30 protein-coding genes and 2 pseudogenes are annotated in these 25,961 nt (G+C 66.1%); 14 read left to right on the forward strand and 18 right to left on the reverse strand.

Features of this window, described 5'->3' with window-relative positions; all coding sequences use genetic code 11:
* The first annotated feature begins 13 nt into the window (after positions 1 to 13).
* Both QX070_RS32060 and QX070_RS32065 read left to right on the forward strand, forming a co-directional pair.
* Positions 14 to 1,312 carry an ArgE/DapE family deacylase gene (locus QX070_RS32060; RefSeq protein WP_315741138.1) on the forward strand — a complete coding sequence of 433 codons (1,299 nt, stop codon included), beginning with the start codon at positions 14 to 16 and terminating at the stop codon, positions 1,310 to 1,312.
* On the forward strand, positions 1,309 to 2,235 hold the full coding sequence (locus QX070_RS32065) for a glyoxylate/hydroxypyruvate reductase A (protein WP_315741165.1): 927 nt from the start codon (positions 1,309 to 1,311) through the stop codon (positions 2,233 to 2,235). The genes QX070_RS32060 and QX070_RS32065 overlap by 4 nt, the downstream gene beginning before the upstream one ends.
* A 12-nt stretch (positions 2,236 to 2,247) precedes the next feature.
* Here the strand turns inward: QX070_RS32065 and QX070_RS32070 are convergent, their stop codons facing one another.
* Positions 2,248 to 2,631 carry a hypothetical protein gene (locus tag QX070_RS32070; protein ID WP_315741139.1) on the reverse strand — a complete coding sequence of 128 codons (384 nt, stop codon included), beginning with the start codon at positions 2,629 to 2,631 and terminating at the stop codon, positions 2,248 to 2,250.
* Positions 2,632 to 2,772: 141 nt separating this feature from the next.
* Positions 2,773 to 3,006 carry a DUF6894 family protein gene (locus tag QX070_RS32075; RefSeq protein ID WP_315741140.1) on the reverse strand — a complete coding sequence of 78 codons (234 nt, stop codon included), beginning with the start codon at positions 3,004 to 3,006 and terminating at the stop codon, positions 2,773 to 2,775.
* Between the two features lie 208 nt (positions 3,007 to 3,214).
* Between QX070_RS32075 and QX070_RS32080 the strand changes: the two genes are divergently transcribed.
* From QX070_RS32080 to QX070_RS32095, 4 genes are all read left to right on the forward strand, one after another.
* The gene (locus QX070_RS32080; RefSeq protein WP_315741166.1) at positions 3,215 to 3,397 is read left to right on the forward strand and encodes a hypothetical protein; all 183 of its coding nucleotides are present in this window, start codon (positions 3,215 to 3,217) and stop codon (positions 3,395 to 3,397) included.
* 221 nt (positions 3,398 to 3,618) lie between these two features.
* On the forward strand, positions 3,619 to 4,503 hold the full coding sequence (locus QX070_RS32085; RefSeq protein ID WP_315741141.1) for a hypothetical protein: 885 nt from the start codon (positions 3,619 to 3,621) through the stop codon (positions 4,501 to 4,503).
* Complete coding sequence (locus QX070_RS32090) at positions 4,493 to 4,882, forward strand: cytochrome C (RefSeq protein ID WP_315741142.1); 390 nt, start codon at positions 4,493 to 4,495, stop codon at positions 4,880 to 4,882. The genes QX070_RS32085 and QX070_RS32090 overlap by 11 nt, the downstream gene beginning before the upstream one ends.
* A gap of 282 nt (positions 4,883 to 5,164) precedes the next feature.
* Entirely contained in the window at positions 5,165 to 6,001 is an 837-nt protein-coding gene (locus tag QX070_RS32095) for an HD domain-containing protein (RefSeq protein ID WP_315741143.1), read from the forward strand.
* A 4-nt stretch (positions 6,002 to 6,005) separates the two neighbouring features.
* Here the strand turns inward: QX070_RS32095 and QX070_RS32100 are convergent, their stop codons facing one another.
* From QX070_RS32100 to QX070_RS32125, 6 genes are all read right to left on the reverse strand, one after another.
* Positions 6,006 to 6,680: an HAD family hydrolase gene (locus QX070_RS32100; protein WP_315741144.1), complete on the reverse strand. Its 675-nt coding sequence runs from the start codon at positions 6,678 to 6,680 to the stop codon at positions 6,006 to 6,008.
* A 203-nt stretch (positions 6,681 to 6,883) separates the two neighbouring features.
* On the reverse strand, positions 6,884 to 7,291 hold the full coding sequence (locus QX070_RS32105; RefSeq protein ID WP_315741145.1) for a hypothetical protein: 408 nt from the start codon (positions 7,289 to 7,291) through the stop codon (positions 6,884 to 6,886).
* Positions 7,292 to 7,398: 107 nt separating this feature from the next.
* On the reverse strand, positions 7,399 to 7,605 hold the full coding sequence (locus tag QX070_RS32110; RefSeq protein ID WP_315712292.1) for a hypothetical protein: 207 nt from the start codon (positions 7,603 to 7,605) through the stop codon (positions 7,399 to 7,401).
* 133 nt (positions 7,606 to 7,738) lie between these two features.
* Positions 7,739 to 8,629 carry a hypothetical protein gene (locus QX070_RS32115; RefSeq protein ID WP_315741146.1) on the reverse strand — a complete coding sequence of 297 codons (891 nt, stop codon included), beginning with the start codon at positions 8,627 to 8,629 and terminating at the stop codon, positions 7,739 to 7,741.
* Between the two features lie 522 nt (positions 8,630 to 9,151).
* Positions 9,152 to 11,218, reverse strand: a complete 2,067-nt coding sequence (locus QX070_RS32120) for a PAS domain S-box protein (RefSeq protein WP_315741147.1) — start codon at positions 11,216 to 11,218, stop codon at positions 9,152 to 9,154.
* Positions 11,219 to 11,279: 61 nt separating this feature from the next.
* Positions 11,280 to 12,017 (reverse strand): Crp/Fnr family transcriptional regulator, encoded by a 738-nt coding sequence (locus QX070_RS32125; protein WP_315712288.1) that lies wholly within the window; start codon positions 12,015 to 12,017, stop codon positions 11,280 to 11,282.
* 253 nt (positions 12,018 to 12,270) lie between these two features.
* On the opposite strand from QX070_RS32125, the gene QX070_RS32130 reads away from it, so the two are divergent.
* Complete coding sequence (locus tag QX070_RS32130) at positions 12,271 to 12,600, forward strand: hypothetical protein (protein WP_315741148.1); 330 nt, start codon at positions 12,271 to 12,273, stop codon at positions 12,598 to 12,600.
* A 116-nt stretch (positions 12,601 to 12,716) separates the two neighbouring features.
* Here QX070_RS32130 and QX070_RS32135 read toward each other — a convergent pair.
* The 4 genes and pseudogenes from QX070_RS32135 to QX070_RS32150 all read right to left on the reverse strand — a co-directional run.
* A pseudogene (locus QX070_RS32135) lies at positions 12,717 to 12,860 on the reverse strand (DUF305 domain-containing protein); the annotation flags it as partial.
* A 26-nt stretch (positions 12,861 to 12,886) separates the two neighbouring features.
* Positions 12,887 to 13,681, reverse strand: a complete 795-nt coding sequence (locus tag QX070_RS32140; protein ID WP_315741167.1) for a DUF72 domain-containing protein — start codon at positions 13,679 to 13,681, stop codon at positions 12,887 to 12,889.
* A gap of 428 nt (positions 13,682 to 14,109) precedes the next feature.
* Entirely contained in the window at positions 14,110 to 14,307 is a 198-nt protein-coding gene (locus QX070_RS32145) for a hypothetical protein (RefSeq protein ID WP_315741149.1), read from the reverse strand.
* Between the two features lie 29 nt (positions 14,308 to 14,336).
* Positions 14,337 to 14,594, reverse strand: a pseudogene (locus QX070_RS32150) (DUF2231 domain-containing protein); the annotation flags it as partial.
* Positions 14,595 to 14,989: 395 nt separating this feature from the next.
* On the opposite strand from QX070_RS32150, the gene QX070_RS32155 reads away from it, so the two are divergent.
* The 6 genes from QX070_RS32155 (at position 14,990) to QX070_RS32180 (ending at position 20,252) form a co-directional block, all read left to right on the forward strand.
* Positions 14,990 to 15,841: a 3-hydroxybutyryl-CoA dehydrogenase gene (locus tag QX070_RS32155; protein ID WP_315741150.1), complete on the forward strand. Its 852-nt coding sequence runs from the start codon at positions 14,990 to 14,992 to the stop codon at positions 15,839 to 15,841.
* Positions 15,842 to 16,735: 894 nt separating this feature from the next.
* Entirely contained in the window at positions 16,736 to 17,032 is a 297-nt protein-coding gene (locus QX070_RS32160; protein WP_315741151.1) for a copper-binding protein, read from the forward strand.
* A 25-nt stretch (positions 17,033 to 17,057) separates the two neighbouring features.
* Positions 17,058 to 17,891, forward strand: coding sequence for a DUF2066 domain-containing protein (locus tag QX070_RS32165; RefSeq protein WP_315741152.1), 834 nt, complete (start codon positions 17,058 to 17,060; stop codon positions 17,889 to 17,891).
* A gap of 112 nt (positions 17,892 to 18,003) precedes the next feature.
* Positions 18,004 to 18,846: an SH3 domain-containing protein gene (locus QX070_RS32170; RefSeq protein WP_315741153.1), complete on the forward strand. Its 843-nt coding sequence runs from the start codon at positions 18,004 to 18,006 to the stop codon at positions 18,844 to 18,846.
* A 132-nt stretch (positions 18,847 to 18,978) separates the two neighbouring features.
* Positions 18,979 to 19,701: a DUF3750 domain-containing protein gene (locus tag QX070_RS32175; RefSeq protein ID WP_315741154.1), complete on the forward strand. Its 723-nt coding sequence runs from the start codon at positions 18,979 to 18,981 to the stop codon at positions 19,699 to 19,701.
* A 116-nt stretch (positions 19,702 to 19,817) separates the two neighbouring features.
* A complete protein-coding gene (locus tag QX070_RS32180) occupies positions 19,818 to 20,252 on the forward strand; it encodes a Rieske (2Fe-2S) protein (RefSeq protein WP_315741155.1) in 435 nt (144 codons plus the stop codon).
* Positions 20,253 to 20,279: 27 nt separating this feature from the next.
* On the opposite strand, the gene QX070_RS32185 is transcribed toward QX070_RS32180, so the two are convergent.
* The 6 genes from QX070_RS32185 to QX070_RS32210 form a co-directional block, all read right to left on the reverse strand.
* Complete coding sequence (locus QX070_RS32185) at positions 20,280 to 20,510, reverse strand: zinc ribbon domain-containing protein (protein WP_315741156.1); 231 nt, start codon at positions 20,508 to 20,510, stop codon at positions 20,280 to 20,282.
* A gap of 229 nt (positions 20,511 to 20,739) precedes the next feature.
* Positions 20,740 to 20,955 carry a hypothetical protein gene (locus QX070_RS32190; protein WP_315741157.1) on the reverse strand — a complete coding sequence of 72 codons (216 nt, stop codon included), beginning with the start codon at positions 20,953 to 20,955 and terminating at the stop codon, positions 20,740 to 20,742.
* A gap of 467 nt (positions 20,956 to 21,422) precedes the next feature.
* Positions 21,423 to 21,614 (reverse strand): hypothetical protein, encoded by a 192-nt coding sequence (locus QX070_RS32195; protein WP_315741158.1) that lies wholly within the window; start codon positions 21,612 to 21,614, stop codon positions 21,423 to 21,425.
* A 63-nt stretch (positions 21,615 to 21,677) separates the two neighbouring features.
* Positions 21,678 to 22,028, reverse strand: coding sequence for a zinc ribbon domain-containing protein YjdM (locus tag QX070_RS32200; protein WP_315741159.1), 351 nt, complete (start codon positions 22,026 to 22,028; stop codon positions 21,678 to 21,680).
* A 132-nt stretch (positions 22,029 to 22,160) separates the two neighbouring features.
* Positions 22,161 to 22,445 (reverse strand): DUF2312 domain-containing protein, encoded by a 285-nt coding sequence (locus QX070_RS32205; protein ID WP_315712263.1) that lies wholly within the window; start codon positions 22,443 to 22,445, stop codon positions 22,161 to 22,163.
* 147 nt (positions 22,446 to 22,592) lie between these two features.
* Positions 22,593 to 23,408: a transglycosylase SLT domain-containing protein gene (locus tag QX070_RS32210; protein WP_409998874.1), complete on the reverse strand. Its 816-nt coding sequence runs from the start codon at positions 23,406 to 23,408 to the stop codon at positions 22,593 to 22,595.
* 128 nt (positions 23,409 to 23,536) lie between these two features.
* On the opposite strand from QX070_RS32210, the gene QX070_RS32215 reads away from it, so the two are divergent.
* Positions 23,537 to 25,606, forward strand: a complete 2,070-nt coding sequence (locus tag QX070_RS32215) for a methyl-accepting chemotaxis protein (protein WP_315741160.1) — start codon at positions 23,537 to 23,539, stop codon at positions 25,604 to 25,606.
* Positions 25,607 to 25,961 lie beyond the last annotated feature (355 nt).

Below are 25,961 nucleotides of genomic sequence, written 5' to 3' on the forward strand. Positions count from 1 at the left end.
GGAGGTTTGAGACGTGACTGACGCTGCGGCGGCTGTGCCGAATGACGTGATGGAGCGGCTCGCCGCCGCTGTTGATGCCAACTTCGCCAAGCAGGTCGCCTTCCTGCAGCAACTCGTCCAGTTCCGCAGCCTGCGCGGCGAAGAGGCGCCGGTGCAGGACTGGCTGGCCGGCGAGTTCGAGACCCGCGGCTATCAGGTCGACCGCTTCAGCCTTGAAGACGTCGACCTGATGCGCCATCCCAAGGCGGCGCCGATGGACAGCATCGCACTCGACGGCTCCAAGCAGGTGGTGGCGACGCTGGACGGCGCGGGCAAGGGACGCAGCCTGATCCTGCAGGGCCACATCGACGTCGTGCCCGAGGGCCCGACCGATCTCTGGAACGATCCACCGTATCAGGCGATCGTGCGTGACGGCTGGATGATCGGTCGCGGCGCGCAGGACATGAAGGCCGGTGTCTCCGCGATGATCTTCGCGCTCGACGCCATCAAGGCCGCCGGCTTCGTGCCGGACGGGCGCATCCATCTGGAGACCGTGACCGAGGAGGAGAGCACGGGCAACGGCGCGCTCTCGACTCTGATGCGCGGCTATACGGCCGACGCCTGCCTGATCCCGGAGCCGACCGGCCACACGCTGACCCGCGCGCAGGTCGGCGCGATCTGGTTCCGGCTGCGCGTGCGCGGCACGCCGGTGCACGTCGCCTATGCCGAGACCGGCACCAATGCGATCCTCTCGGCGATGCATCTGATCCGCGCCTTCCAGGAGCACACGAAAGAGATCAACGCGCGTGCCAAGTCGAACGCCTGGTTCGCTGCGGTCAAGGATCCGATCAAGTTCAACGTCGGCATCATCAAGGGCGGCGACTGGGCGAGCTCGACGCCGGCCTGGTGCGACCTCGATTGCCGGCTCGGCGTGCTGCCGGGCGAGACGCCGGCGCAGGCCATGGCCGGCATCGAGCAGTGTCTCGCGAAGGCGCAGGCCGCAGACAGCTTCCTGTCGGAGAATCCGGTCGAGCTGGTGTGGAGCGGCTTCCAGGCCGATCCTGCGGTGTGCGAGCCCGGCAGCGCCGCCGAGGCCGCGCTGGCCGAGGTACATGCACGGGTATTCGAGAAGCCGCTCGACGTGCGGCTCTCTACGGCGGTCAACGACACCCGCTACTATCAGGTCGACTATGGCATCCCGGCGCTGTGCTACGGGCCCTATGGCATCGGTCCGCACGCGTTCGACGAGCGTGTCGATCTCGACAGCGTGCGCAAGACCACGCTGTCCATTGCGATGTTCGTCGCGCAATGGTGCGGACTGCGGCCGGCATGATCACGGTCGCGCTTCTCAGCCGTCCCGGACTGATGGATCCGATGCAGGCGCTGCTCGCGCGCGAGCTGCCGGGCGTGACCGTCGCGTCATGGCCGGAGTCGGCGGCACGCGATGCCGAGCTTGCGGTGTGCTGGAAGCCGGAGCCCGGCGCGCTCGCGACGATGCCGAAGCTGAAGCTGATCCATTCGATCGCGGCGGGCGTCGACAACATCCTGTCCGATCCGACCGTGCCGGATGTGCCGCTGTGCCGGATCGTCGATCCCGATATCTCCGCGGCCATGACCGAGTTCGTGCTGTGGGGGACGCTGTATTTCCACCGCGACTTCGATCGCGTGGTCAGCAATGCGCGCAACGGCGTGTGGCGTCGGTACGAGCAGCGTGCCGCGAAGGACCGTCGGGTCGGCATTCTCGGGCTCGGCGAACTCGGCTCCGCGGCGGCGATCCGTCTGGTCGAGCTGGGCTTCGCGGTGAGCGCGTGGTCGCGCTCGCCCAAGGCGCTCGCCGGCGTGCGGACCTATAGCGGCGCCGATGCGCTCGACGACTTCCTGGGTGAGACGGAGATCCTGGTCTCGCTGCTGCCGCTGACGGCCTCGACCGTGGGCCTGCTCAATGCCGGGCGCCTGGGCCGGCTGCCCAAGGGTGCCGCGGTGATCCTGTGCAGCCGCGGCGAGCATCTGGTGACGGAGGATCTGGTCGCGCTGCTCCGCAGCGGCCATCTGCGCGGCGCCGTGCTCGACGTCTTCGAGCATGAGCCATTGCCCGCGGACCATGCGCTGTGGCGCGAGCCGGGCGTGCTGGTGACGCCGCACATGGCGGCGATCGCCTCCTGGGAGGTGATCGCGCAGCAGGTGGCGGAGAATGCGCGGCGTCTGCTGCGCGGAGAGACGTTGCTGAACGTCGTCGATCGCGCCCGCGGCTACTGATTTACCAGCGGTCTACTCGAGTGTCTGCACCGGCGGCGCCACCGGGCCGCGCGGCGCCGGCGGAGCGACAGCAATGGTCCGTGCAGGCGGTGGTGCGCTGCGCGGCGCGGCCTGCGGCTGCTGCTGAGGCTCGGTCATCGCAGCCTGGCTGTCCCTGACTGGACGCCGGACCTGCTGCGACCGGGCTGCACGCGAGCGGCGGAAGCCCCAGGAGCGCGCGATCGAAGGACCTGCGGTATAGCCGACGACGGCGCCGGCAACGGCTCCCACCGGTCCGAATACGACGGCGCCCGACAAGGCGCCCAGTGCGGCATCGCCGCCGCGGTGCTCGTCGGCCATCGCCGCCGATGCCGTCAGTGTCAGCGCCAAGGCCGCGGTCGCCAGCAGTCTGGTCATGAGATGTCCCCTCCGTCGCATCAGCGCCGAAATGGCGGACAAATGTGGCGATAAGAATGCGAGGAGCGGAACCTGTGAGGGAGCCAGTAACCCTAATGCGGACACAATGTCTCAGCGCCGCGGCAGGGCGCGCAGCTCCGTTCAATGCATCGGGCCGAGCACCGACGCGAACGGCATGGCGATGATTTCCTCGCCGAGATCGTCGGAAATGTGCAGCACCCAGTCGCGCCAATCCTCGTCGCTTTCGGAGGAGATCAGCGAATGCATGACGCGCTCGGCGTGATCACAGGCCTCGGCGAGATCGATGACCGCGGTTCCACGCCGATCGACGAGGAACTCATCGGGATTGGAGCAGTGGAAGAAGACCTGCGTCATGTCCGTCTCCTCAAATCGCCATCCGGCGAATCTCAGTCAGAAGTAACAGTGCGGCGGCGTGCGCGAAATCGGATTGATCACGTAAGGTAAATTACGGGGCGCAGTCTGAGCCGGTGGAACCGGACGTGCGGTGATCCAGCTCACGGAACGCATCGGTGTAGAGAAAGTTGTCGCGGACCATTCGATCCGGCGACAGGAGCTCGACATGATGTCTGAAGTCCAGATCCACGCGATCGCCCGGCAGATGCTCGAGATGCACGGCGCCTCGGCTGTCGCACAAGCTGCGCAGAAGGCGCAGCAATGCGAGGCCAGTGGCGAGGCCGAGGAGGCCCGCGAATGGCGCCACATCTCGGACGCCATGAGGATGATGCGCGGTCCCCATCAGAGCTGACATCGGATCCCAATTTTAGAATATGCCGCGCGTTCCGGCGGCCTCGCTCGACTCTGCCCGGCCGCAGCCGGCGGTGGATACGTTTCGTCAAGGGGAACGTGTGCTGCATCTCATCCTGGTTTCCGACCCATTTTCCACGCAAGAATCGGGCAACATGATTCGGCAGTGGATTCGCCGCTGACCGACGTTGCCGGCGCGCCCGCCGTCCAGGGATTATTGCCATGGTCTTTTTCAAGCGTGAGCTGAGCCCCGTCGAGATCTTCGAGCGTGCGCTGAAGGACAAGCAGGCCGCGCGGCGGCGGCTGACGGATCGTCTCCGGGTGGCCGAGGCGGCGCTGGACGAGAAGCGCGTCGCCGCGGAGCGGCTCGCCAAGGCAGGCGCCAGCAACGGGCAGCTCGATCGTGCCGAATCGAAGATGCAGGCGGTCGAGCAGAAGGCCAAGGCGCTGCGCGCATCGGTCGCCGAATGCGACGAGCAGATCATCCTGGCGGAGCGCGCCTTCGCCGACGCGGTGGCACAGCGCGACCGCGACCGCGCCGCCAACGACATCGAGGCCGTCGCCACCGCAATCGAGCAGGCGGTTCCTCGCTTCGAGATCGGTGCGGCGGCGCTCGTCGATGCGGTCACGCGCGGCCGTGCGGCGCTGAGCGAGGCCAGCCGCTTCGCGTCCGATGTCGATGACATCCGACGCGAGGTGCTGTCCGCCGCGGAGCTGATCTGCTGGGAGCTGCGCGCGGCCGCGAGCCGCACGCGGGCCGGCAACATCAATGTGGCCCTGCTGGCGCCGCCCGAGGTGAGGCAACTGCCTGCGCCCGAGACCGACCGTCAGATGATCTACACGCTGAGTCCGCTGACCTGGCGTGAGGGTGAGGAGGTGAAGCGCGTCGCCGCGTTCACCATGACCGCGCTGCCGAAGGCCCTGCTGCCGCTGGCGCTCGCGCATCAGCACGTCGACTATCTCAACGCGCGCCGGGTGCAGACGCTGATGCACGTCCATGGCGGCGGACAGCAGCAGAGCGAGCCGATGCCGGACGATCCGGCGCTGGTCGATCTCGATGCGCTGGGTGTGCAGGCGGAGGAAAGCCCGCGGGCTGATGTCGCCTGAGCGCGTCCACGCGCGCGGGCGCGCCGGGGCGCGGCTGGGGCTTGTTGGATCGGCCGCGCTGCTGCTGATTGTCATCAGCAGTGCACAGGCGGAAGATCTCGATGCCGGCAAATCCGGCGCGCGGCTGTTTGCGGACAGCTGCGCCACCTGTCATCGCTCGGCACGTGGGCTCGCCAAGGGGCGCTTTCGCCTGACGCTCTATTTGTTCTTGCAGAAGCACTACACCAGCAGCGACGACTCCGCGTCGGCCTTGAGCACCTATCTGCAGTCGGTCGATGCGCCGGCGGCCGCGCCGGCCCGCCGTTCCCCTGCGCGGCGACCGGCCTATCGCGGTGAGACACGACCGCCACGGCCGCCGGTGCCGGTGCGGGGACGTTAGCGATCGACCTCGATCGCGTCAGATTCAGTCGCTTGGCCCGCAGTTTTCCGGTGTGTGCTCGTCCGGGTGTGGCCGATATCCGCAACCTGGGCTATGCTCGTCGGTCAAGGTGCTCGAACGCTCCGGGGGGCCGATCTCGCGCGTGTCCGTGCGAAGCTGGCCGTCCTGAGCCGTGTCGTCCTGACGTCTCAGTCGTGCCGCGAGCCGCGCTATCGTGATTGTGTTTTCGGGCGTTATGTCTTTTGACGTTGTGTTTGGGCTGTCTGAGGCGGGGCAGCGGCGATGATGACCTTACCGGAGCTCGCGGCAGCGGCGTTGGAGCGTTTCCTCAGCTCCTATATGCGACGCCGTTTCGGATCGTCTCATACCCAGTTGACCGAGATGCTTCCGGCGGCTGCGCGCATCGCGCTGGAATGCATCGGCAACAGCGATGCGCTGTATCACAACGTCGAGCACACCTTGCTGGTCACGCTGGCCGGCCACGAGATCCTGCGCGGCCGCGCGCTGCACAGCCACATGACGGCGGACGACTACGTCCACGTCATCTTGGCCTGCCTGCTCCACGACATCGGCTATGTCCGCGGCTTGTTCAGGGAAGACGACGTCGACGGCTTCGTCATCGATCGCGGCGGCCGCAAGATCTGCCTGCCGCGCGGCGCCTCCGACGCCAGCCTGATGCCGTATCACGTCGACCGCTCGAAGCTGTACGTGATCAACCGCATCGAAGGCATGGCGCCGCTGGACAAGGATCGCATCGCCCGCGCCATCGAGGGCACGCGCTTTCCGCCGCTCGCCGGCCAGCAGTTCGACGAGGAGCAGTCGATCGTGCGCGCCGCCGACCTGATCGGACAGCTCGGCGACCCCAACTACATCCGCAAGGCCAACGCGCTATATTACGAGTTCGAGGAGGTCGGCATCAACCGGCAGCTCGGCTATGAGTCACCGGCCGATATCGTCAACCGCTATCCGCAGTTCTATTGGAACAGCGTCGCCCCGCACATCCAGACCGAGATCCGCTATCTCAACATGACATCGACGGGGCGCCAGTGGATCGCCAACCTCTATGCCAACGTGTTCCGCGCCGAACGCGACATCTCGCTGTCGGGCCCGCAGAGTTGACCGGCTAACGCCGGCCGCCGACCTCGTCGATGTGGCCGAGCAGGTCGGCCGGATCCTCGTAGACGCGGATGGCGCCGGACTGGCGCAGTTCCTCCGAACCATAGCCGCCGCTCAACAGGCCGACGCCGAGCGCCCGGCAGCGGGTTGCGGCGAGCATGTCCCAGATGCTGTCGCCGATCACGACCGCGCGCTCGATCGGCGCGTCGAGGCGGGCGGCGGCGGCGAGAAACAGATCGGGATCAGGCTTGGCGTAGCGGACCTCGTCGCGTGTCACGACAGCGTTGGTCTTGGGATCGACGCCGAGCGCGGCGAGATTGACGGCCGCCGTTTCCATTCTCCCGCTGGTCGCGATCGCCCAGGGGATGCCGGCATCGGTCAAGAAGCCGAGCAGCTCGCGTGCGCCGGGCAGGGGCCGGACCTGGCCTCCGAGCTTCTGATAGGCCGCGGCATGCGCTTTCCGCAGCCGCTCGATCCGATCGGGCTCGATGGCAAAACCCGTCTCGCGCAGCAGCTGGTTGGTGAACAGGCCGCCGCTCATGCCGATCTTGCGGTGGATGCGCCAGACCGAGAGCTCGATGTTCTCCGCATCCAGCGCCGTCTTCCAGGCGAGCACATGCTGATAGACGCTGTCGACCAGCGTGCCGTCGAGGTCGAACAGGAAAGCGGTTTCGATGCGCATGGCTCGCTCCGGGCTGGATGTCTGCTGCGTAGCAGCTGCAAGGCCAAGCGGCAGCGGTCATCCGGGCTCCTGCCCGCCGCGGGGCTGTGCCGTGCCCGCTATGGCGGTGCGCAGACCGACGAACGCCGCGTCGTTCGGCCATGGCCGGCAAACGTGCCGTGCGGTCTTTCCGCTCCGTTGGCAGCCCCAAGGCCGCTCCGGGGTCAGCCCTTGGGACGGATGAAGCCAGCCAGCGTCTTCTTCTGCTCCTCGCACCAGTTCGTCATGCCGAGGCGGCGCTGATCCATGTCGATGGCCTGCGTGGCGACGGCCACCTCCGCCATCAGATCGTCGTCCTGCTTCTCGCCCATCTTGCCGCCGGTGTGCATATAGGCGATCGCCTTGCGCACCTTCTCGGTCGTGCCGTCAGGCATCTTCATGTCCTGCGCCTTCTGGACCAGATCCTGATAGACGACATCGACGCCAGGACATTCGACCTTGGTAGCGAACGCCTCCAGCACCATGGTCGTATACATATGGCGTGGCTCGGCGCTGCCCGGTGTCAGGGCCGCCAGCAATGCCGCAGTGGTCAATGCCGCAAGGGTTGACGTGTAAAGCAGACCGTTTCGCATCCTCTGGCTACCTCCCGCTTGTTTTCGGCGAGGCTAGCCTGTGGGCGACGCGCGGGCAACAACGAGCGCAGTGCAGCACGCGCGAAATGATCGAAGGGGCCGGCCGGCTATTTGTTCAGCCGCCGCTCCTGCTCCTTGAGCAGAACGTCGAGCTCCTCGCTCTGCTGCGCGAGGCGGTCGGCGTTGCGCTCCTCGTCGGCCGCACCCGATTGCGAAGCGGCCTGCTCGGTGATCTGGCGGATGTTGTCGCGCAGGATCGCGATGCGGTCTGCGAGGTCGGAGGCGGACAGGACGGTCGGATCGGTCAGGCTCATGAACCCCTCGGCGATGCGCATTGTCAGGCGCAGTTCCTTAGCTCGGAAAGCCGCGTCGCGACAAGTGCATCGACGAAATCGATCACCGCCGCGTCGATCGGCGCGGACCAGCGCGGGCGCCTGTGCGGATCCCTCAGCGCACCGGCATTGGCGGACGCACCACGGGCTGGTCCGGATCGACCGGCGCCGACGGCAGCGGCATCGGAGCAGGCGGCGGAGGAGCCATGCCGGCTGCGGCCGGCGGCGGCGTGCGCGGCCGGTGCACAGCTGCTGCACCAGGCAGTGCCGGGGTCACGGCCGCGGTCGCAGGGCGTGGGGCCGGGCGCGGCCGGATCGTCTGCTCGATGGCGCGCGGATCGAACGACCGCGCTTCCGCGGTCCGCTCACTCGACCGCTCGGCGGGCCTGTCGCTGGACTTGGCCTCGGCGACCCGCGCCATGTCGCGGACCATCTGCTCCTGCCCGGCCTTCAACTGTGCGAGGCTCGTCTTCAGCTCGCCGATCTGCTGGCCCAAGGCAGCGAGGTCGTGGGCCATCGATTGCAGCAACTGCTCCTGCGACGCGGTCGCGCCAACCGCGCTCGTTGCGTGCTCCTGCGCCTCAGCCGGCGCTTCGGCGGCCGTCTGCTGGGGCGCGGTCGCGGCTGGCTGTGCCGCGGCGTCCTTGTCGGCGTTCGATGCCAGCGTGATCCGCGGCATCCAATGCGCGATCATCTCCTGGGCTTGGTCTCCATAGCTCTGCCAGGCCGCCGCGGCGACCGCGCTGCCGACGGCGAACAGCACCGCCAGAATGGTGCGCACGGCCCAGGTGGCGAACGTGCTGCGCTCTCCGGTGACCGCGAGGTCGCTCGTCGCCTGCGTCCTGTAGTCAGGGTCGATCTTCGGCAAGGGGACATCCGGCGGCCGTTGTGAGCTGCGCCTGTCCGCTTCGGCGGCGGTGCGATCCGCGCGGGCCGCCAGCACGATCTCGGGATCGATCATGGCATGAGGCTGCTGATCGCCGTCTTTGGTCGTCGTTGCAAGCATTGACGCTCCGTCCTCCGTTGTCGTCCGCCTCGCAGGCGGCGCTCGGCTCTGTACCGATGTGTCGTCCTAACCAACGCCCTCGTGCACCAATGCTCCGCGTACTCACGCTGCATCGTACCTACGCTTCGTGACACCAACGTCGGATGACGACGGCGCCACAGGACGCTCGGCCTCTCGGCCGCATCAGCACAGAACCTGGATACCGGTTGTCCCTCGTGCCCACGCACCTGCATGTTCACGGTGATTCATCTTGGCCAGAGCCGCATGCTCAGGAACGTCCCATCATCGTTCCGTCGCGTCGACGCTCGGCCGATTCCCAATCTCATCGACACTTGGTCATATCCGCCCAAACCAAGGCGAAGACATGGCGGTTGCGCGACCCATGCGACCTCCACCTCTGGCCGCAGGCGGAGCATACCCCGAATGCACCGCGAAGGCTATGCCGACAGCATTTCTCCGCGCCGACGAGATCCCGGCCATTGTTGCCGACCGGTGCCGCGAAATGAAGCTTCGATCGGCCCGTCAACGCTTGAGAATGTCGTCGGTGGGCAGCCGGATCTCGCAGCAGAGGCCGCTCGGCTCGAAGCGCCGCACGACGCGGGCACCGACCTCGTACGGCAGCATCTGTTCCAGCAGCACGGTTCCAAAGCCCTGGCGCTGCGCACTCAGCGTGCGTCCGGACATGCCGGTCTCGGTCCAGTCGATGACCAGCCAGTCGACCGCGTCGTGCTTGTCGAGCCGCCATTCGATCCTGATGAAGCCCCGCGGCACCGTCAGCGCGCCATATTTCAGCGCATTGGTCGCGAGCTCGTGCATGGCAAGCCCGATGCTCTCGGCCGCCTTCGGCTTCAGCCGCACCTGGGGGCCCAACAGCGAGAATTGCCTGTCCTCGCGCGCGGCTCCGGCGCGCAGCTCATCGGCGATCAGCTCGGCCAGATCGAAACCGGCGAGGGGATCGCGCGTGACGACCGCCTGGATGCGCGACAGCGCCGTGATGCGGCCTTCGAGGTGACTGGCGAAATCCTCGACACTGTCGCTCGAGTCGCCCGTGCGGCGGATGATCGAGCGGATCACGGCGAGCATGTTGCGGACGCGGTGCTGCAACTCGGCGAGCAGCAGCTTCTGGTGCTCGGAGGCCGAGACCAGCGCCGTGATGTCCTGGGTGATGCCGCCGATGCGCTGCACCTGTCCCACCTCGTCGACCATGGGAAAACTACGGATGCGCAGCCAGCGCGTGACGCCGTCCGGCTGCCTGATGATACGGACGTCCAGGCTGTCGCGCTGGCCGCGCCGGGCGCGCTCCAGGCTCTCGAGGGCGCGGGGCCGGTCCTCCGGCAGCATGAGCTCGGTCCACGATGCGAGATGGTCGCCGCGGAGCACAGCGGTGCGCGGGACGCCATAGATCGTCTCGAATGCGGGGCTGAGATATTCCCATTGCAGGGTCTCGGCATCGCGGATCCACACCACGTCGGAGGACGCTTCGCCGAATTGGCGGAAGCGCGCCTCGCTGTCGCGCAGCGCGGCCTCGGTGCGCTTGCGGTCGTCGATGTTCATCACGAGCTCGACGAGGGTGCCGTCGCCGAGGTCACGGCCGGCGAACATCATCCAGGCGCGTTCGCCGTTCTTGCGAAAATACTGCTTCTCATAGGGACCGAGCCGGCCGGTCTGCCGCAGCAGCTCGATCTGGTCGCTCGAAGTGCGCATCCATTCCGGGGGGGTCAGGCTCTTCCAGGTCAGCTCGCCGCTGTTGATCTCCTGGCGCGAATAGCCTGTCATCGCCAAGAAGGCCTCGTTGGCGTCGATCAGGGTGCCGGCTGCATGATCGAAGAACAGCACGCCGACCGAATCGATCTCGAGGAGGCGGCGCAGTCGATGATCGCTGGCATCGCCGCCATTCGAATGCGGCTGCTGTGCGGGCGGCCCAGCGTCCGGCAGCTCGCTGCAGCCGAGGCAGACGGCGAGCTCAGGATCGGCCTGTGCGAGGGCAAGCACATCGGAATCGATCGTGAGCAGGTGAGCATCGGCCCAGAAATGCGCTGTGCGCAGATAGGCGAGGAAGGCCGCCAGCAGATCGAACCTGGTGTTGCCGAACGCGTGTCGGATCGCGCGCCGCGAGCGGTCGGAATCAGCACTTTGCATGAACAGCACCGACGCTGCCTCGAACAGGTCCGCCTCGCCGTCGCTGCCCGGCTCCGGGATGTCGAGCGGGGGCTGGAGAATCTCAAGCCGGCCCAGCGCCGCCGCGGTGCGCACGGGATCCGCGAGCGGCCGCGCGAGCAGTTGACGCGCCCGATCGATCGTCTCGGGGCGGGATGCCGAGTCGCCCGCGGGCTTGCCCAATCCGACCAGAAAACCGAAATGCCGGGTCAGACAATAAGGCGAATGGTTGAGGCGCGACAGATGGACGGCGAGCCGCTCCTTGAACAGGGCCGGCAGCGGGGTGTCGAGATAGGCGGATTTGGCGAACTGCCAGAGCTGTCGGGTCGCCTCAGGCGCTGACGGCGCCGACCTGAACAGGTTGGGCATCAGCCCGAGGCGCTGCACGATCTCCTGCTCGAAGGGTCCGTCAACCATGCGCTGTTCGACCATCGCCGTTTCCCCGGCAGAGTGCCGAGCCGGTCAGCATAGCGCAAGCGCCGCTCCGAACCTCTCACTCATTCGCGTCGAGCTGACGGCCTTCGCGGTCCAAATGCAAGTAATTCGCGTTGAACAGGCCTGCGCTCATCAGGCGCTCGAGGTCCGGAAGTACCAGCATCTTGCCCTTGAGCACGATCAGGTTGCTGGCGCGCAGTTCCTGCAGCGTGCGGTTGACGTGGACCTTCGACAGGCCGGTCGCCTCGGCGAGATCGGCCTGGGTGAGCGGGAAGCTGCAGCTGCTGTCGTCGGCGAGACCCGCCAGGCGCAGCCGGAAGAACAGTTCGCACAACAGGTGCGCCATGCGTTCGGACGCGGTGCGCTGCCCGAGATTCATGGTCCATTCGCGCTGGATCGCGGCATTGACCAGCGTCTCCCACCAGAATGCCGTCGCAATGCGCGGATAACCGGCGCTGATCTCGTCGAAGAACTCGCGCGGCAGATCGGCGATCGACACCGGCGTGATGGTGCCGATCGAATGGTCCATCTCGCGCAGAATGAAGATGTTGAGATCGCAGATATCGCCAGGAAGGAAGAACGAGACGATCTGGCGGCGGCCGTCCTCGAGCTGCTTGTAGCGGCAGGCCCAGCCATTCAGGATCAGATGCACGTCCTTGGGCTTCTCGCCTTCGCGCGCGATGTCGGTGCGTGGCGCGAAGGTCCTTACCCGCTGAGCCGCAGCGCGGTTGAGCATCAGGCGGTCGGCCGCAGAGAGGCGGACGAAATTCTCGAGCTTGCGTACCAGATGACTCAAAGAGCGGTTCCCCCGAGTTAGTTTATTGGGGTTCCATGTGGTGCGACTTCAATAACTTATGTTAGCATTGTACCGCGTTGACCGCTGGATCTTTCTACACTTGCATGAGGACTGCATGAGGAACCAGCGCGGGCCCGGAGTCGGAGAGATTGCCGCGGCTTCTTGCGCTGCCCGTGCTCCCAAGCGATGCTTGAAGCACGAGCAACATCGCGCGATCCCGACCAACCCTTCGCGCCTCTGTCGTGGAACTCTCATGAAAACTGATGAGGACCACCGTCGAAGCCCGTTGATTTACGGGAATCGACGCGAAGCGGCGACGATCTGGCGCCACGCCAGGTCAGCGGATTTAAGACCCCCTCAGGCTCCGCTTCCTAAGTTGATCAAAACAATCAACTGGAAATGCATCATGCGAGTCGGTCAGCTCTTTGCGGTGTCGATGCTCTCAATCACGGCGCTTGCCTGTGTTCTCGGGGCCCCGGCGATCGGCGCCAAGCGCCCGCTGGCTGCGGTCGAGTACTCCAGCATCGATCGCGCGCAAGGCCGGATCGCGGTCGATCGCGAACGGGATCGAATCGAGCATTGATCAACTCGGCAATCCTCCGAAAGTCGCGCAGGCGATGTCTGAGGCGGTCGAGGCGTATTTCACCAATGCAGCGGGACTGATCGAGAAGGAGACCGCGGCGTCGCGCAGCAATGCCGGCTGATGGCGACCTGCTTGACGAAGTCCTCCGTGCTCGGCGCAATGCCGAGCGCCGAATTCACCCCGGTCTTTTCGCAGACTGATTGGGCGAGGGCAGGGCCGGCGAGTACCAGGCAGCCAAGCGTGCTGAGTGTGCGTCGCATGGGTGGTTCCTCTCGTTGGTTGCGGCCTAAACCGAGAGATGTCCACGATGTTCTGTCGACCTCGCGCGCGCCGCGCTGTGTGTCCGGTGAGGGGACGCCGCGAGCAACCGGCGCAGCCGCAAAGCGTCGGCGGGCGCCGCGCTCTTCCGGTCGTTGTCGAAATAGACGTAGACGTCGATCCCGTGCGTCGCCCAGGCGCGAATGCGTTTGGCCCAGGTCGCGAGCGTTGCGTCGGTATAGTTGTCCTTGTAGCGGCCGTCGGGGCCGTGTCCGCGCACATAGACGAAATCGGCCGTGCGCTTCCACGGCGCCGGGGCATCGTGATGGTCCGACAGGCAGAGCGAGATATTCGCGTCCCTCAGCAGGCGCATGATGGCCGGCGTGTACCAGCTCGGGTGACGGAATTCGAAACTGTAGCGCCGGTGCCTCGGCAGCAGCGGCAGAAAGGACTCGAGGCGCTCGGGATTCGCTTCGAATTGCGGCGGCAGCTGGAACAGCACGGGGCCGGCCTTGTCGCCGAGCAGCGACAGCCGGCTCTCCATCAGCGCAATGCTGTTGACCGAGCGCGCGGACAGGCGCTTCCAATGCGTGATGAACTTGGAGGCCTTCCAGGCAAAAACGAAATCGGGGCCGGTCTGATCGCGCCAGCCGCGGACGGCGGCTTCCGTCGGCGTCCGGTAGAACACGCCATTCAGCTCGGTGGTCTCGAACTGGCTGGCGTAGTAGGGCAGCTGGTGCCTGATCAGAAGGCCCTGCGGAAAGAAGGCGCCGCGCCAGGACCCGTAATGCCATCCCGATGTGCCGACCACGACCCGGGCCATCATCGTCCTCTCGCCGAGACAAGAACTCGAGAGCAAAGCGTCGTGACGGCGTTCGGGTTCCTTTCGCAGTCGCGGCAGATGACGAGGCGAGTGTCCTAACGCCCCGCGGCGTGCAGCACGGGCGCACTCAACAGCTCGTTGATATGCGCCGCCGTCTCGGCCTGCATCGCCTTCTTCAGCATTCAGCATGATGTCGCGTTCGGGGCCCACGGGAAGACGCGCTGCCGCCTCGCGGGCAGCGGTTGCAGCCGCTGGCCGAACGACGCTGTCTGCTTGCGCCGGTTCCGGTTGACCTTCATGGCGAAACTCCTGTTCCTTTTGAACAGAAGTGTGCGGCGCCGAGCCTGTGACGTCGCTAACACACGTTACCGTGCAATTCACTATCCCTGGAGGTCATTTTGGAACCAACAACAAGGATGCCGTGCTGATTAGTTATTTGATCGATCTGGGTCGTTCCCCGGAACGCTGAGATGCACCTCATGACCCTGCTTGATGGCAAGCGTCGCGGCTGATGCCGCCGATTCGAACGCTGCTTCCTTGGTGGCATAGTCGCCGTGCGCGTTGCCGTCGTGCAGCACGCTCCAATGATCGTTCACTGCAACGATGGCGTATTGAGCCAGTCCCATGTCGTCCTCCGTTTCTCCGCGCCCAATTCGAGGAAGTCGATGAGGCCGGCGATGCCGGCCAGCCTGCCCATGATCAGTCCGGCCAGCAGCAGCCAGGCTGAGATATCCGCCCACATGATTTCGGCGGTCCGCCAATAGGCGATGTCGGTGACGAGCGCTCCGATGAAGCAGACGATAGGGAATGGCACCAGCATCGGGTGGATCGGATGCCGTGCGATCTGCGCCGTCGGCTGCGGGGAAGGTCGGTGGTTTCGGCGGTCGCCACGGGGGTCTCCTCGATTGGGCACGGCCAGTTGCTGCGTGGAGAACCGTCGGCCTGACCGGGCGTTCCGATGACGGCGACGGATTTGGCGTGGCGCTCCCGCGTGACACGCGACGGCGGGGCGACCGCCCGGTCACCCGTGCCTGCGTATCGGTCAGTGGCTCCTGTTCAGCGGTCCGCTGCCGCGCCCGGCGCGGCTCATCTCGCCGAGCACGAGACCAACCAGAGCAAGCTGCATCCGTTCCTGCGCATGCGGACGAACCTCGGGCAACGCGTCCGCTTCCAGACGCCGGCGAGCCGTGGGGCAACCGGCCCGGTCTGGCTCGTCGTGGTTGGGTCTACCCGGCCGGGCGATAGCCTGTTAAGCAACGGCGCAGGACGGGGCGGTCCCCGCGGATACGAGACTGAGAGGAAGCGGCAATGATTCAGACGGTCGGCATCATCGGAGCAGGCACCATGGGCAACGGCATCGCGCAGGTTTGCGCCGCCGCGGGCGTTCCGGTCGTCATGGTCGACATCTCGGAGCAGGCGGTGGCGCGCGGGCTCGCGACCGTAGGCTCCAGCCTCGACCGCCTGGTCAAGAAGGAGAAGATGACGGCCGCCGACAAGGACAGGGCGTTGTCGCTCATCACCGGCACTGCCGACAAGGCGAAGCTGGCGAGCTGTGACCTGGTCATCGAGGCCGCGACGGAGAACGAGGAGCTGAAGCTCAAGATCCTTAAGGACCTCTGTGCCGGCCTGAAGCCCGAGGCGCTGATCGCGACCAACACCTCTTCCATCTCGATCACCAAGCTCGCCACCGCCACCGATCGGCCCGACCGCTTCATCGGCATGCACTTCTTCAATCCGGTGCCGATGATGGCGCTGCTCGAACTGATCCGCGGCCTGCAGACCTCGGATGCGACCCATGCGGCCGCCGCCGAATTCGCCAAGCGGATCGGCAAGGTTGCGATCACCGCGAAGAACAGCCCGGGCTTTGCCGTGAACCGTATCCTGTGCCCGATGATCAACGAGGCGATCTTCGCATATTCGGAAGGCATCGCGACCGCCGCCGACATCGACGAGGGCATGAAGCTCGGCTGCAATCACCCCATCGGTCCGCTGGCGCTGGCCGATCTGATCGGTCTCGACACGATGCTTTCGGTGATGGAGGTGTTCTACAACGGCTTCAACGATCCGAAGTATCGTCCGGCGCCGTTGCTGAAGGAAATGGTGGCTGCAGGCCAGCTTGGCCGCAAGACCGGCAAGGGCTTCTACGACTACAGCAAGTAGCTGCGGCAGATTGCGTCGGCGGCGGGTGACGCCTGCGCCCGCCGCGCATCAGCCGATGATGGATTTCGTTTCGGGGACATTGGGAATGCGGCGATGCCGCGAGCCGATATCTCGGCTGGCATTGGTCACCTGATCGCACGCGATCGGCTGATCACACGTTCCAATGTTCGCGTTGCGCAGTATCAGCCCGAGTGTTGGGTCTCGAGCCGCCGCTCCCGAATGATAGCTACCAAGCTCGCGCTGAAGTGATCCAGATGGACGGCACAGCGCCGGGCGGGCAAGGGGCCATGCCTCGCTGATGCAGCCCACTAAGCCGCGACCCGGCGTGCCGTTCGTGATTTGCCGCTATGCGATGGTCCGAAGCGAGTCCCGTCGCACTCAGCGGATCTGGTACGGAGGTGGAGTCATAGAACCTCCCTGCAATCAGATGGGTTGTTGTCGTTCGAACATCACCGGCACCATGATGAGCGGCCACCGGAAATGCACGACGAGGTGATCGTCCTCCCGGCTGTCTGCGCTGTCAAGGTGCATCCTGACGCATTGATGAATTCGGCGTTACAGGGCGTCGATACTGCGAGTGCAGGAAAACTTTGATCACGCGCTGGTCTGATGACAAATCCGCGCAAATCACTACATGAGGGGGGCCGAGCCGTGTCGGTCGAAGAAGGTTCGCGATTGCGCCCGGTCGAGCGCGCGTCGTCCGCAGGGCGGAGACGATCAGGATCTTGTATGTAGGCGTAGTGCTTGGGGGCAACAAAAAAGCTGCACGGCGCAGCGACATTGATTGCGGTGCGTCAAACGGCCCAAGGTCGTCAGCGACGAAGCTGAAGGTTCCGGGAACCAAAGATTTCGTGGTGTTTTGTTTGGCGCGAAAAGCAAGGCAGGAGAACAGCGATGAGAGCAGTTGGCATTACTCTGGCGACGGTCGCCCTGTTTGCGGGGACTCTGCCCGCTCTCGCGGCGGAGCAGGGCACGGCGGGCATGGTCACGGGGATCAACCGTCTCAACGGCACGATCGCGATCAAGCGCGTTCCCAACGGGACCGTCGGCGCCAACACGGCGGGAGCGGACCAGGAGTTCAAGATCAAGGACAGCGCCATGATCGAGAACATCCACGCCGGCGATCGGGTGACGTTCTCGACGTCCGACGCCGCCACACCGACGATCATCAAGCTCGATCGGCAGAAATAGCCGACATAGCCGGATCGAGGGCGCGATGCAGCAGTACAGTGTTCTCCGCGGGCTGGGCGCTTGGCGTCTCGGGCTCTGGGTGATGATGACGGTCGGGGCCTGCACCGTTGCGAATGCGGCCTCGACCGACCTGTACCAGGCGCAGACGGTCGTGACCGGTCAGGGCGAGGACAATCGCCGGGCAGCCTTTGCAGCATGTCTAGAAGACGTGCTGATCAAGGTATCCGGTGCATTTCAGCTCAGGAATGACGCTAGGCTCGCGCCACTCGAGGCGCGAGCGGCGGAGTTCGTCACCGGCTTCGACTATCACGATCAGATGTCGGGCAAGCCGAAGCACGACGAGCAGGGCACGCGCGACCGGCCGTATGACCTGACTGTGTCATTCGATCGCGCGCGGATCGATCAGTTGCTGGCGAGCTTGAACGTCAAGCCGTGGCCGGGGCCGCGCCCGTCGATTGCCGTGATCGTGGCGATGACGGCAGGCGGCCGCACGTTCCTCGTTGCATCCGACGACCGGACGTCCGATCTGCAGCGCGACGCACTGCGCGCGGCTGCCGTCAAGCGTGGACTCGAGATCGCTCTGCCAAGCGCCGCCGAGATCTCGAAGGCCGCTATTGAGAAGACCAAGCTGAACGGTGTCCAGCCCGTGGCCGTCGCGTCATGGTTTCCCGGAGCTGAGGTCATGCTCTTCGGTGATCTCACCTGGGACGACGCCGAACTGGGCTGGGTCACGCGATGGCGCCTCGATCGCGCGGGCAAGCAATATCGGTGGCAATTCCGTGGCGTGACGTTCGACGAAGCATTTCGCCGCGCTCTCGGTGGAGCCGCGCAGCTTCTCTCCGACAACGGAGCGCCGTGAGGTTGCCGCGATAGTCTGCAACCATCCCTGTCGAGTGCATGCCGGAGCCGCGCATGCGGGCGCGAGAGTCTCGCGCCCGAGCTCGCTCCGGCAAACAGACAGGAGGGTGTCCGTGGTGAAACTCAGAACGTGTCTCGTTGCTGCGCTGTTGATTGCCACGCCCGCCTCGCTGGCGGTGGCTGCGCCGGGCCTGGTGCGCACCGCGGCCGCCATGCGCGCAGGACCTGGCCCGGGTTTTCCCATCGTCGAGCGCATTCCGGCCGGGGCCCGGATCACCATCCATGGCTGCATTCAAGGCGGCGCGTGGTGCGATGTCAGCTTCGGAGGCGAACGCGGCTGGGTCGCGGCGCGGACACTCGCCTATCTGTACCGTGAGCAGTACGTCTACCTGCCCGAATATGTCGAGTACGTGCCGACTGTCGGCTTCACGCTGACCACCTATTGGAGCAGCTTCTATTTCGGACGGCCCTGGTATCATCGGCACGCGTTCTGGAACCGCTACTGGCATCGCCATCCGCCGGTCATGGCGCAAAATCCGCCTCAGCCTGGCATGACCCCGGGAATGCCGGGTCGTGGTCCCGGCGGAACGATCCAGCCTGGCGCCGGAGCGGGCGCGGTCGCCGGCACAGGCCAACAATCCGGACCGCCTCTGGGCATGCAAGGTCGTGTGCCACCTGCGACTGCCGCCGGCCCCGCCACACCTCCAGTCGTGGCTGGTGCTCCCGCTCGAGCTGGAACACCACCCATGGTGCAGCCTCTGATGAGCCGGAGCGGCGGTGCGCCGCAGAGCGCCCGCGCGCAGATGGGCGGCATGCGCATGGTCGGGACTTCGCCGCAAATCGGCTTGGCGCATATCGGGGGCGGCCCCGCCATGGGTGCTGCGCGTGTCGTCGTCAGCGGCCCTCGCGGCGGCGGCGGGCGTTCCGGTCCGGGCGGTGGTTTCCGCCGGCACTGAGTCTTCAGCGTTGGCGTGGTGTCCGGATTGTGAGGGTGGCGTGCCGGCCGGCGCTGGCGACGGCGGGCGCGATGACTACATGGATGTCATTCCTCAGTGCCTCCATTGTTCTCGCCTATCGTGATAAGGCCTGTGCTCACCTTCCTGCTGCTCATCATCATGCCCATCACGCTGTCGACCGCGAACTATCTGCGCGGCGATCGCCGCGGCAGCTGGCAGGCCGCGGACCGTTCGAGCGCGGGCCTGCTGCCATCGCCGGCGCAGCATGCCGACGCGGTGGTGCGCGTGTTCGCTGCGCGCACGGTGCGTTGGCGTGGCATCTTCGCGGTCCACACCTGGATCGTCGTCAAGGAGAAGGGCGGCCCGCGCTACACCCGCTACGACTACACCGCCTGGGGTGAGCCGATCCGTGTCGATGGCTTCGCGCCCGATGGTCGCTGGTTCGGTGCATCGCCGGAGACAGTGCTGGCCGTCGACGGCGAAGAAGCCGAGCGGGTGATCCCGAGGATCCGCAGCGTGATCGAGAACTACCGCTTCCGCGCCCATGGCGACTACAACGCCTGGCCGGGGCCCAATTCGAACACCTTCGTGCAGGCGGCGTTGAACGCGGTTCCTGAGCTGAACGCCGTGCTGCCGCCGACCGCAATCGGCAAGGACTTCCCCTTTGACGGCTGGTGGGGGCGCACGGCCTCCGGGACCGGTCTGTTCGTATCGCTCGGCGGCTATCTCGGCCTCACCGTCGGGTGGATCGAGGGCGTCGAGCTGAACATCTTCGGGGGAGTTCTCGGCGTCGATCTGCGACGGCGGGCGCTGAAATTTCCCGGCATCGGCCGCCTCGGCATGCCACCGGCCTGAGGCCCGCGATCTGCCTGTCGGGCACTCCTGGCTGGCATGCTGCTTGCTGCGAGCCTCTTCAGCGCGCCTGCGATGTCGCGGATGCGCCAAACGCCGGGCGAGGCGAAAAGAGGCGGATGATGAGCACGCTGTTTGCGATCTGCGCGACCTATGAGGTGGACGATGGCGCGGCGCGGGGCTTCGTTCTCCAGCGCCGCGAGCCCGATGGCAGCGCCAAGCCCTGGCCGATCCTGGTCACGCGCAAGGGCAACAATTTCTACGGCTTCGAGAATACCTGCCCACATCAGGGCGCTCGCCTCGACAAGCATCCTGGCGAGTTCATGGACGAGGAAGGCAATTTCCTCGTCTGTGGCGAGCATGGCGCGCAGTTCGACCTCGATACCGGGCAATGCTTCATCGGGCCCTGCCAGGGCCGGACGCTGTCTCCGGTCGAGCTCGTGATCGATGACGGTGACATCTGCCTCTCCGGGATCGATCTGGATGAGGAGGACGGCCTCGACATCGACGATCCCGAGGATGACGTGCCCGAGGTGCAGATCACATCGGACTGAGGCTGAGGGCCGGCCGCCGCTGCCGGGTTAGCGTTTCTTCCGTTCGGCGCGGCTGTAGTTGCTGAAATGCCCCTCGCGCGCTGCCTGGCTGCGCGCGGCCTTGATCAGGCCGGGGCTGCGCGCTGGCGGCGCCGGCAGCGAGGGCAGGCGGGTCAGCTTGCGACTGCCACAGGTCGGACAGACCGGCCTTTCAGAAATCCCGATCAGCAACTCGAAATCCTCTGCGCAAGTTGCGCAATGGAAGCTGTAGAACGGCATGACGTCATCCCCCATTGTCGCGAGGGGCATTGCACGAAGCGGGCCAGCGCCATTACGCGTCGAATTCGCCGATTCGGGGCTCGTTGGCACGCGAACGGCCGCATTCTCTTTGCTGCGCGTGTCCCGAATGCGACGCGGCTGGGGTCGAACATTCGACAGCAGCGCAGAGGTCCTGCGCCCGGCCGGCCGGTCCCGGATACCCGGGCGCCAGCCGGACGGGCAAAGCGGATCAGGCGTTGGTCTTCGGCACGTACTTGCCGGCGACACACTTGTAACTCTGCAGACGCCACTCGTGATAGGGACCCTTGGACATCCAGTCTGCGATTCCGATCTGCGCGCTGACGGCGCAGGATGTCATCGTGATGCCGGACATCTCGCTGTTGGTGACGACCTTCTCCATGCAGAGCTGGCCGTTGCATAGCATTGCGACGAGAGTGACGAGCACGTTGATTCTGCCTCCATAGAGTGGGACCCGGTCAGGATCGAGAAAGCAGAGTTCATGCCAAGTTATGAATCTGGGCCGTGCTCCTACGGAACGGATTGCTACGGGTGTCACTTCACGGCTACAGAAGCGTGATGGATTCACTGCTTGGATCACGCAGCATTCGGCAACGGACCCGCGCGGGCTGGCCGATGAATTCGGGATTTGCTTGTATGCGGTGCCTTCGGCCTGATGGTCGAGGCTGACCCGGGTCTGCCGTGCCAAACAACAGGCACCGCCTGCGCAGTCCTGCGGCGCTCGCGGCTATTGGACGGCCGGGTCCCTTGGTGAACGCCGGGGCCGAACACGTAGACTTGCGCGACCAATATCCGATGCCCAGGACACGAGAATCAGTCGGAAGCCCGTCTCATTTGGCGGGCTGATATCTACGCCTTGATGCAGATGCCGGGGCCCTTCGGTCGTCCGTGGCGTCAGGCCTCGTTCAATCCGGCACCTCGATCGGTCAGGATCTTCTGCCCCTTCGCCGTCAGCTCGTAGATGTCGCCGTCCTTGGCGACATAGCCTTCGCGGATCAGTCCATCGAGCTCGTCGTGCCGGTCGGGCGAGAAGGCGATCGCCTGGCCGATATCCGAAAGCGTCGCGATCTGGTCGTCCGTCAGCATGGCCATCCTCCCGTTGTTGATCCGAACGCCATAGCGTCGCGAATGTTCCGGGAGCACTCGGAACTACGCCTTGCGCACGAACTCCGACTTCAGGTTCATCTGGCCGATGCCGTCGATCTTGCAGGCGATGTTGTGGCCGTCGCTCGCTTCTTGCAGGCGGATGTTGCGCACCTTGGTGCCGCCCTTCACCACCGAGGACGATCCCTTCACTTTCAGGTCCTTGATGACGATGACGCTGTCACCGTCGGCCAGAACGTTGCCGTTGGCGTCGCGGATGCTGGCATCGTCGCTGGACGCTGCCGCGACCGCGGCGTCGCCGCTCCATTCATGGCCGCATTCCGGACAGACCCATAGCGCTCCGTCCTGATAGGCGTGCTCGGAGCGGCATTGCGGGCAGGTCATTGCGTCGGTCATCTCATCCTCGGGCGCGGGCAGGAGTGTAGCGCAGCGTTAGAGGCTCGGACGGAACCGGGCAAGAAAAATCCCGGGGGAGGGCAGCGCGCGGCACAGATCGGCAGCGCGCCGCCATCGTCGGTCGGCAGCGTGTCACGCCGCCTTGCGCTCGGGGGTTTTGCTGGCCGGCCCGGTCTCGGCCGCTTCCATCGCCCGGAGGTAGGTATCGAGCAGCGTCTCGTGCTCGTCCCGCTCGTCCTGGTCCTGCTTCCTGAGCTTGATGATCTCCTTCAGGATCTTGACGTCGAAGCCTTCGCCCTTGGCCTCGGCGAACACTTCCTTCTTCTGCTCGTTCAGTTCCGCCAATTCGCCATCGAGGTGCTCGATCCGCTCGATGAAGGACCGGATGCGCGCGCCGGGAATGCCGATCTCTGACATGGTGACTCCTGTACTAATGGGAGGGAGAAAATGCGCGGCAGTTCGTTGCCAATGTCTTAACGCGCGCGCCTTGCACACACCCGCAAATCCGACGTGCTTAACGCGGAACCGGGTGGGCTGCCGATGTTGCCGAGCGGGCGCCATGCGCTAACTTCGCTCCGCTGCCGAGAGCTTCTGAAACTGCTTCTTCATCGCATTGACGCGGCCGAGATAGCCGGCGACCGAATGGTCGCCGCAGCGCTCGCCATCCGCCGGCTTGAAGCCGCGGCGCACGAATCCGGCCGCCGGACCGGCGCCGCACAGATGAATGACGGCCGCGAGATCCTGCCGCTGCTGCGCGCTCGGCTTGCCGGAGGGCTGCCGTGCGAGCGCGGCGGCGACTTGGCGGTCGAGCGAGATCACCGTGAGCGCCACCGCGTGCGCCGGCCAGGCGCGAACGTACAGGCTCGGCGAGCCGCAGCCGTCGCTGACCACCTCGTGATCCCGAATGCAGAACCGTGCGGCGTCGGCAAAGGCGCCGTCGGTCATCTGGAACAGGCCGACGGCGCTGGAAGCTGGCTGATAGAGCGCGAACGGATTCCACGCGAACCGCCAGCGCCAGTAGGTGCGCGCCACCGGATTGCCCGAGCTCTCGGTCTGCGCCAGGGCGGCGAGCAGCTCCGGCGTGATCGATCGCGTCGCGCTCTCACGGAACAGCGCGCCATATTGACGCCAGGTCTCCTCCGGCTCCTTGTCGAGCGAATGACCCGTCACCACGAACAGCTCGGTCGGCTTGCGCACGACATGATAGGCCAGATTGACCAGCGCGAAGGTCACGAGCAGCACCAAGGCGCCGCAGGTGATCTTGATCCACCGCGGCGCCGCGCCCACCGTCCGGCCCAGCCACTGCGCACCACGCCCTGCGATTCGCTTCGCATCGCGCCGCAGCGCGCGCCAACGGCTGCCGCGTTGCGGCTTGCGCATTTTTTGTTGTCGTGGAGCGGGGGAATTCGGCAACTGATTACCTCGGTCGCCGGTGTGCCGGTCCATGGTTAAGGAAGAATTTGTGCAATGGCGTCATCCTGCCACTTTCCGGTGTGGGGCGGTACGTGATGAGGAAATCGGTCAGTACTCTGCTGATGGTGCTGCTGTCGGTGCTGGCCGCGGGCATCCTGGTGTCCACGGCGATCCTGATGAGCGGTGCCGCGAGCCGCTATCGCGAGAGCGTCGCGACCGAGCAACTGACCGCGGCCGACAAGGCGATCTTCCAGAACGTCCTCGTCATGCGTGCCCACCGCGGCGACATCCAGAGCGTGCTGCTGAGCGAGGACGATCCGCGCGCCAAGCTCACCGAATATCAGGGCATCGAGGCCAAGGGCTATGACGGCATCGTCACAGCGCTCGCCGGCGTCGACATGCCTGAGCGCGACGACCTCATGGCGAGGCTGAAGTCGAGCTGGGCCGCCACGGTTCCGCAGTTCAAGCTGCTGTTCGACGAGGCCGCGAAGCCGCGCGCCGAACGCGTGCTGGCGCGCACGCAGGCCTGGTACCAGGCAATGACCAAGACGCTGGACGTCGCCAACGCCGCCTCGCTCGCCGTCTCGAATCGCGCCTGGATGACCGATCCGGCGATCGCCAAGATGGTGCAGGCGCGGCGGCTGGCCTGGCAGGTCCGCGACCGCTACGGCCTGCAATGCTCGGCGCTGCGTCCCAACATCAACGCCTCCAAGCCGCTCGACGACGCCCAGAAGGGCGCGATCGCGCAGTGGCGCGGCACCGTCGCGGCCGGCTGGTCCGGGCTCGACGACCTCCTGGCGGGGGGCGGCAGCACCGCGCTCGCCGGTGCCGTGAAGACCTCGCGCGCCGAGGTCGAGGCCGCGCATCAGCGCATGGACCAGCTCGCCAAGGGGTTTGACGGCAGCGGCAAGCCGGCGATGCCGGCGCCGGAATGGAACGCGTTCTGCCAGGGCCCGTTCGCCGGCATCATCGCGATCGGCATGACCGCGCTCGACGGCTCGATCGCCCGCGCCGAGGAGATCAAGACCGCAGCGCTGAGCAGCCTGATCGCACAGTCGCTCGCCTTCATCGCCGCGCTCGTGGTGGCCGGCCTGGCGCTGCGCGCGGTGCGCGTCCGCCTGATGCGCCCGGTCGGCGTCCTGATGCAGGCGATCCAGCGCATCGGCCAGCGCGACTACCAGACGCCGGTGCCGCAGTTCGCTCATGCCGACGAGTTCGGAGCCATGGCAGCCGCCCTCGAGGGCCTGCGCGAGAGCGCCGCCACCGCCGAGCAGCTGTCGCGCGAGCGCGAGCTCGACCAGGGCCGCCGGCTGGAGCGCTCGCAGGCGATCGACAGCGCCTGCAAGAGCTTTGACGACACCGTGCAGGCGGTCATCGTCAGCATGGGCAACTCGACCGGCCAGCTCGATTCCAGCGCCGGCGACGTCCGCAAGCTGGTCGATGAGTCCACCGAGCAGACGGCCGCGGTCGCCAGCGCCGCGGAGACCGCGACCACCAATCTCGAGACCATCGCCGCCGCCACCGAGGAGCTGACCGCCTCGGTCTCCGAGATCGCCGCGCAGGTGCAGGCCTCCGCGGCCGATGCGCGCCAGGCGGTGGAGAAGGCGGCGCAGACCAACGCCACGGTCGAGATGCTCGACCGCGCCGCCAACCGCATCGGCGAGGTGGTCAAGATGATCACCGCGATCGCCGCGCAGACCAACCTGCTGGCGCTCAACGCGACCATCGAGGCCGCGCGCGCCGGCGAAGCCGGCCGCGGCTTCGCTGTCGTCGCCGGCGAGGTCAAGAATCTCGCGGCGCAGACGGCGACCGCGACCGACGACATCACCCGGCAGATCGCCGAGATCCAGGCCGCCACCGGCGAGTCGGTCGAGGCGATCCACGCCATCAGCCACAACATCTCCAGCATCGACGAGAAGATGACGGCGATCGCCGCGGCGGTCGAAGAGCAGCGCGCCGCCACCACCGAGATCTCGCGCAACTTCCAGCACGCCGCGCAGGGCACGCGCGCCGTGACCGACACGATCGGCTCGGTCGCAGCCCTCAACCGCCAGACCGGCAATGCGGGCGCGGCAATGGTCGACTCCGTCCGCCGCATGTCGACGGATGCCGATCGTTTCCGCGTGGCGGTCGAGGGCTTCCTCGGGACCGTGCGCAAGGCTTGAAGCCGGTGCCTGCATCGTGGCGGCGACGCCGCCTTGCGTCGTCGTCAGGACATGCGCTGAAACGTTGTCAAACAGCCCCGTGAGCGGATGAGTTCGGCGCACGATATGCGCTGACGATCCCGCGACGCAGATTGCGCCCGAGTCTTGCTCTTGGTTTGCCCTCCGAAGCAGAGAGGGCGCGGGGAATGCCGGGCGCTGGCCGCACCCATGGTCCGCCTGCGAAAGAAATGCAGGCGGCAGGAACCACAGATCCTATGGGGCGGCGGGTGGTCAAGAGAGGTTAGGATTGGATTTCCGAACCATCCGGCCCTCGGAGGATCAAGATGATCAAGCTCGATCGCACTGACACACCCGC

The organism is Bradyrhizobium sp. SZCCHNR1093 (genome assembly GCF_032381175.1).
Taxonomy (GTDB): domain Bacteria; phylum Pseudomonadota; class Alphaproteobacteria; order Rhizobiales; family Xanthobacteraceae; genus Bradyrhizobium.

Bases quoted from the DNA above. Each gene is read 5' to 3' on its own strand.
- QX070_RS32065 (WP_315741165.1), top strand. From the start codon at position 1,309: ATGATCACGGTCGCGCTTCTCAGCCGTCCCGGACTGATGGATCCGATG.
- QX070_RS32070 (WP_315741139.1), bottom strand. From the start codon at position 2,631: ATGACCAGACTGCTGGCGACCGCGGCCTTGGCGCTGACACTGACGGCA.
- QX070_RS32075 (WP_315741140.1), bottom strand. From the start codon at position 3,006: ATGACGCAGGTCTTCTTCCACTGCTCCAATCCCGATGAGTTCCTCGTC.
- QX070_RS32080 (WP_315741166.1), top strand. From the start codon at position 3,215: ATGTCTGAAGTCCAGATCCACGCGATCGCCCGGCAGATGCTCGAGATG.
- QX070_RS32085 (WP_315741141.1), top strand. From the start codon at position 3,619: ATGGTCTTTTTCAAGCGTGAGCTGAGCCCCGTCGAGATCTTCGAGCGT.
- QX070_RS32090 (WP_315741142.1), top strand. From the start codon at position 4,493: ATGTCGCCTGAGCGCGTCCACGCGCGCGGGCGCGCCGGGGCGCGGCTG.
- QX070_RS32095 (WP_315741143.1), top strand. From the start codon at position 5,165: ATGATGACCTTACCGGAGCTCGCGGCAGCGGCGTTGGAGCGTTTCCTC.
- QX070_RS32100 (WP_315741144.1), bottom strand. From the start codon at position 6,680: ATGCGCATCGAAACCGCTTTCCTGTTCGACCTCGACGGCACGCTGGTC.
- QX070_RS32105 (WP_315741145.1), bottom strand. From the start codon at position 7,291: ATGCGAAACGGTCTGCTTTACACGTCAACCCTTGCGGCATTGACCACT.
- QX070_RS32110 (WP_315712292.1), bottom strand. From the start codon at position 7,605: ATGAGCCTGACCGATCCGACCGTCCTGTCCGCCTCCGACCTCGCAGAC.
- QX070_RS32115 (WP_315741146.1), bottom strand. From the start codon at position 8,629: ATGCTTGCAACGACGACCAAAGACGGCGATCAGCAGCCTCATGCCATG.
- QX070_RS32120 (WP_315741147.1), bottom strand. From the start codon at position 11,218: ATGGTCGAACAGCGCATGGTTGACGGACCCTTCGAGCAGGAGATCGTG.
- QX070_RS32130 (WP_315741148.1), top strand. From the start codon at position 12,271: ATGAAAACTGATGAGGACCACCGTCGAAGCCCGTTGATTTACGGGAAT.
- QX070_RS32140 (WP_315741167.1), bottom strand. From the start codon at position 13,681: ATGGCCCGGGTCGTGGTCGGCACATCGGGATGGCATTACGGGTCCTGG.
- QX070_RS32145 (WP_315741149.1), bottom strand. From the start codon at position 14,307: ATGGGACTGGCTCAATACGCCATCGTTGCAGTGAACGATCATTGGAGC.
- QX070_RS32155 (WP_315741150.1), top strand. From the start codon at position 14,990: ATGATTCAGACGGTCGGCATCATCGGAGCAGGCACCATGGGCAACGGC.
- QX070_RS32160 (WP_315741151.1), top strand. From the start codon at position 16,736: ATGAGAGCAGTTGGCATTACTCTGGCGACGGTCGCCCTGTTTGCGGGG.
- QX070_RS32165 (WP_315741152.1), top strand. From the start codon at position 17,058: ATGCAGCAGTACAGTGTTCTCCGCGGGCTGGGCGCTTGGCGTCTCGGG.
- QX070_RS32180 (WP_315741155.1), top strand. From the start codon at position 19,818: ATGATGAGCACGCTGTTTGCGATCTGCGCGACCTATGAGGTGGACGAT.
- QX070_RS32185 (WP_315741156.1), bottom strand. From the start codon at position 20,510: ATGCCGTTCTACAGCTTCCATTGCGCAACTTGCGCAGAGGATTTCGAG.
- QX070_RS32195 (WP_315741158.1), bottom strand. From the start codon at position 21,614: ATGCTGACGGACGACCAGATCGCGACGCTTTCGGATATCGGCCAGGCG.
- QX070_RS32200 (WP_315741159.1), bottom strand. From the start codon at position 22,028: ATGACCGACGCAATGACCTGCCCGCAATGCCGCTCCGAGCACGCCTAT.
- QX070_RS32205 (WP_315712263.1), bottom strand. From the start codon at position 22,445: ATGTCAGAGATCGGCATTCCCGGCGCGCGCATCCGGTCCTTCATCGAG.
- QX070_RS32210 (WP_409998874.1), bottom strand. From the start codon at position 23,408: ATGCGCAAGCCGCAACGCGGCAGCCGTTGGCGCGCGCTGCGGCGCGAT.
- QX070_RS32215 (WP_315741160.1), top strand. From the start codon at position 23,537: ATGAGGAAATCGGTCAGTACTCTGCTGATGGTGCTGCTGTCGGTGCTG.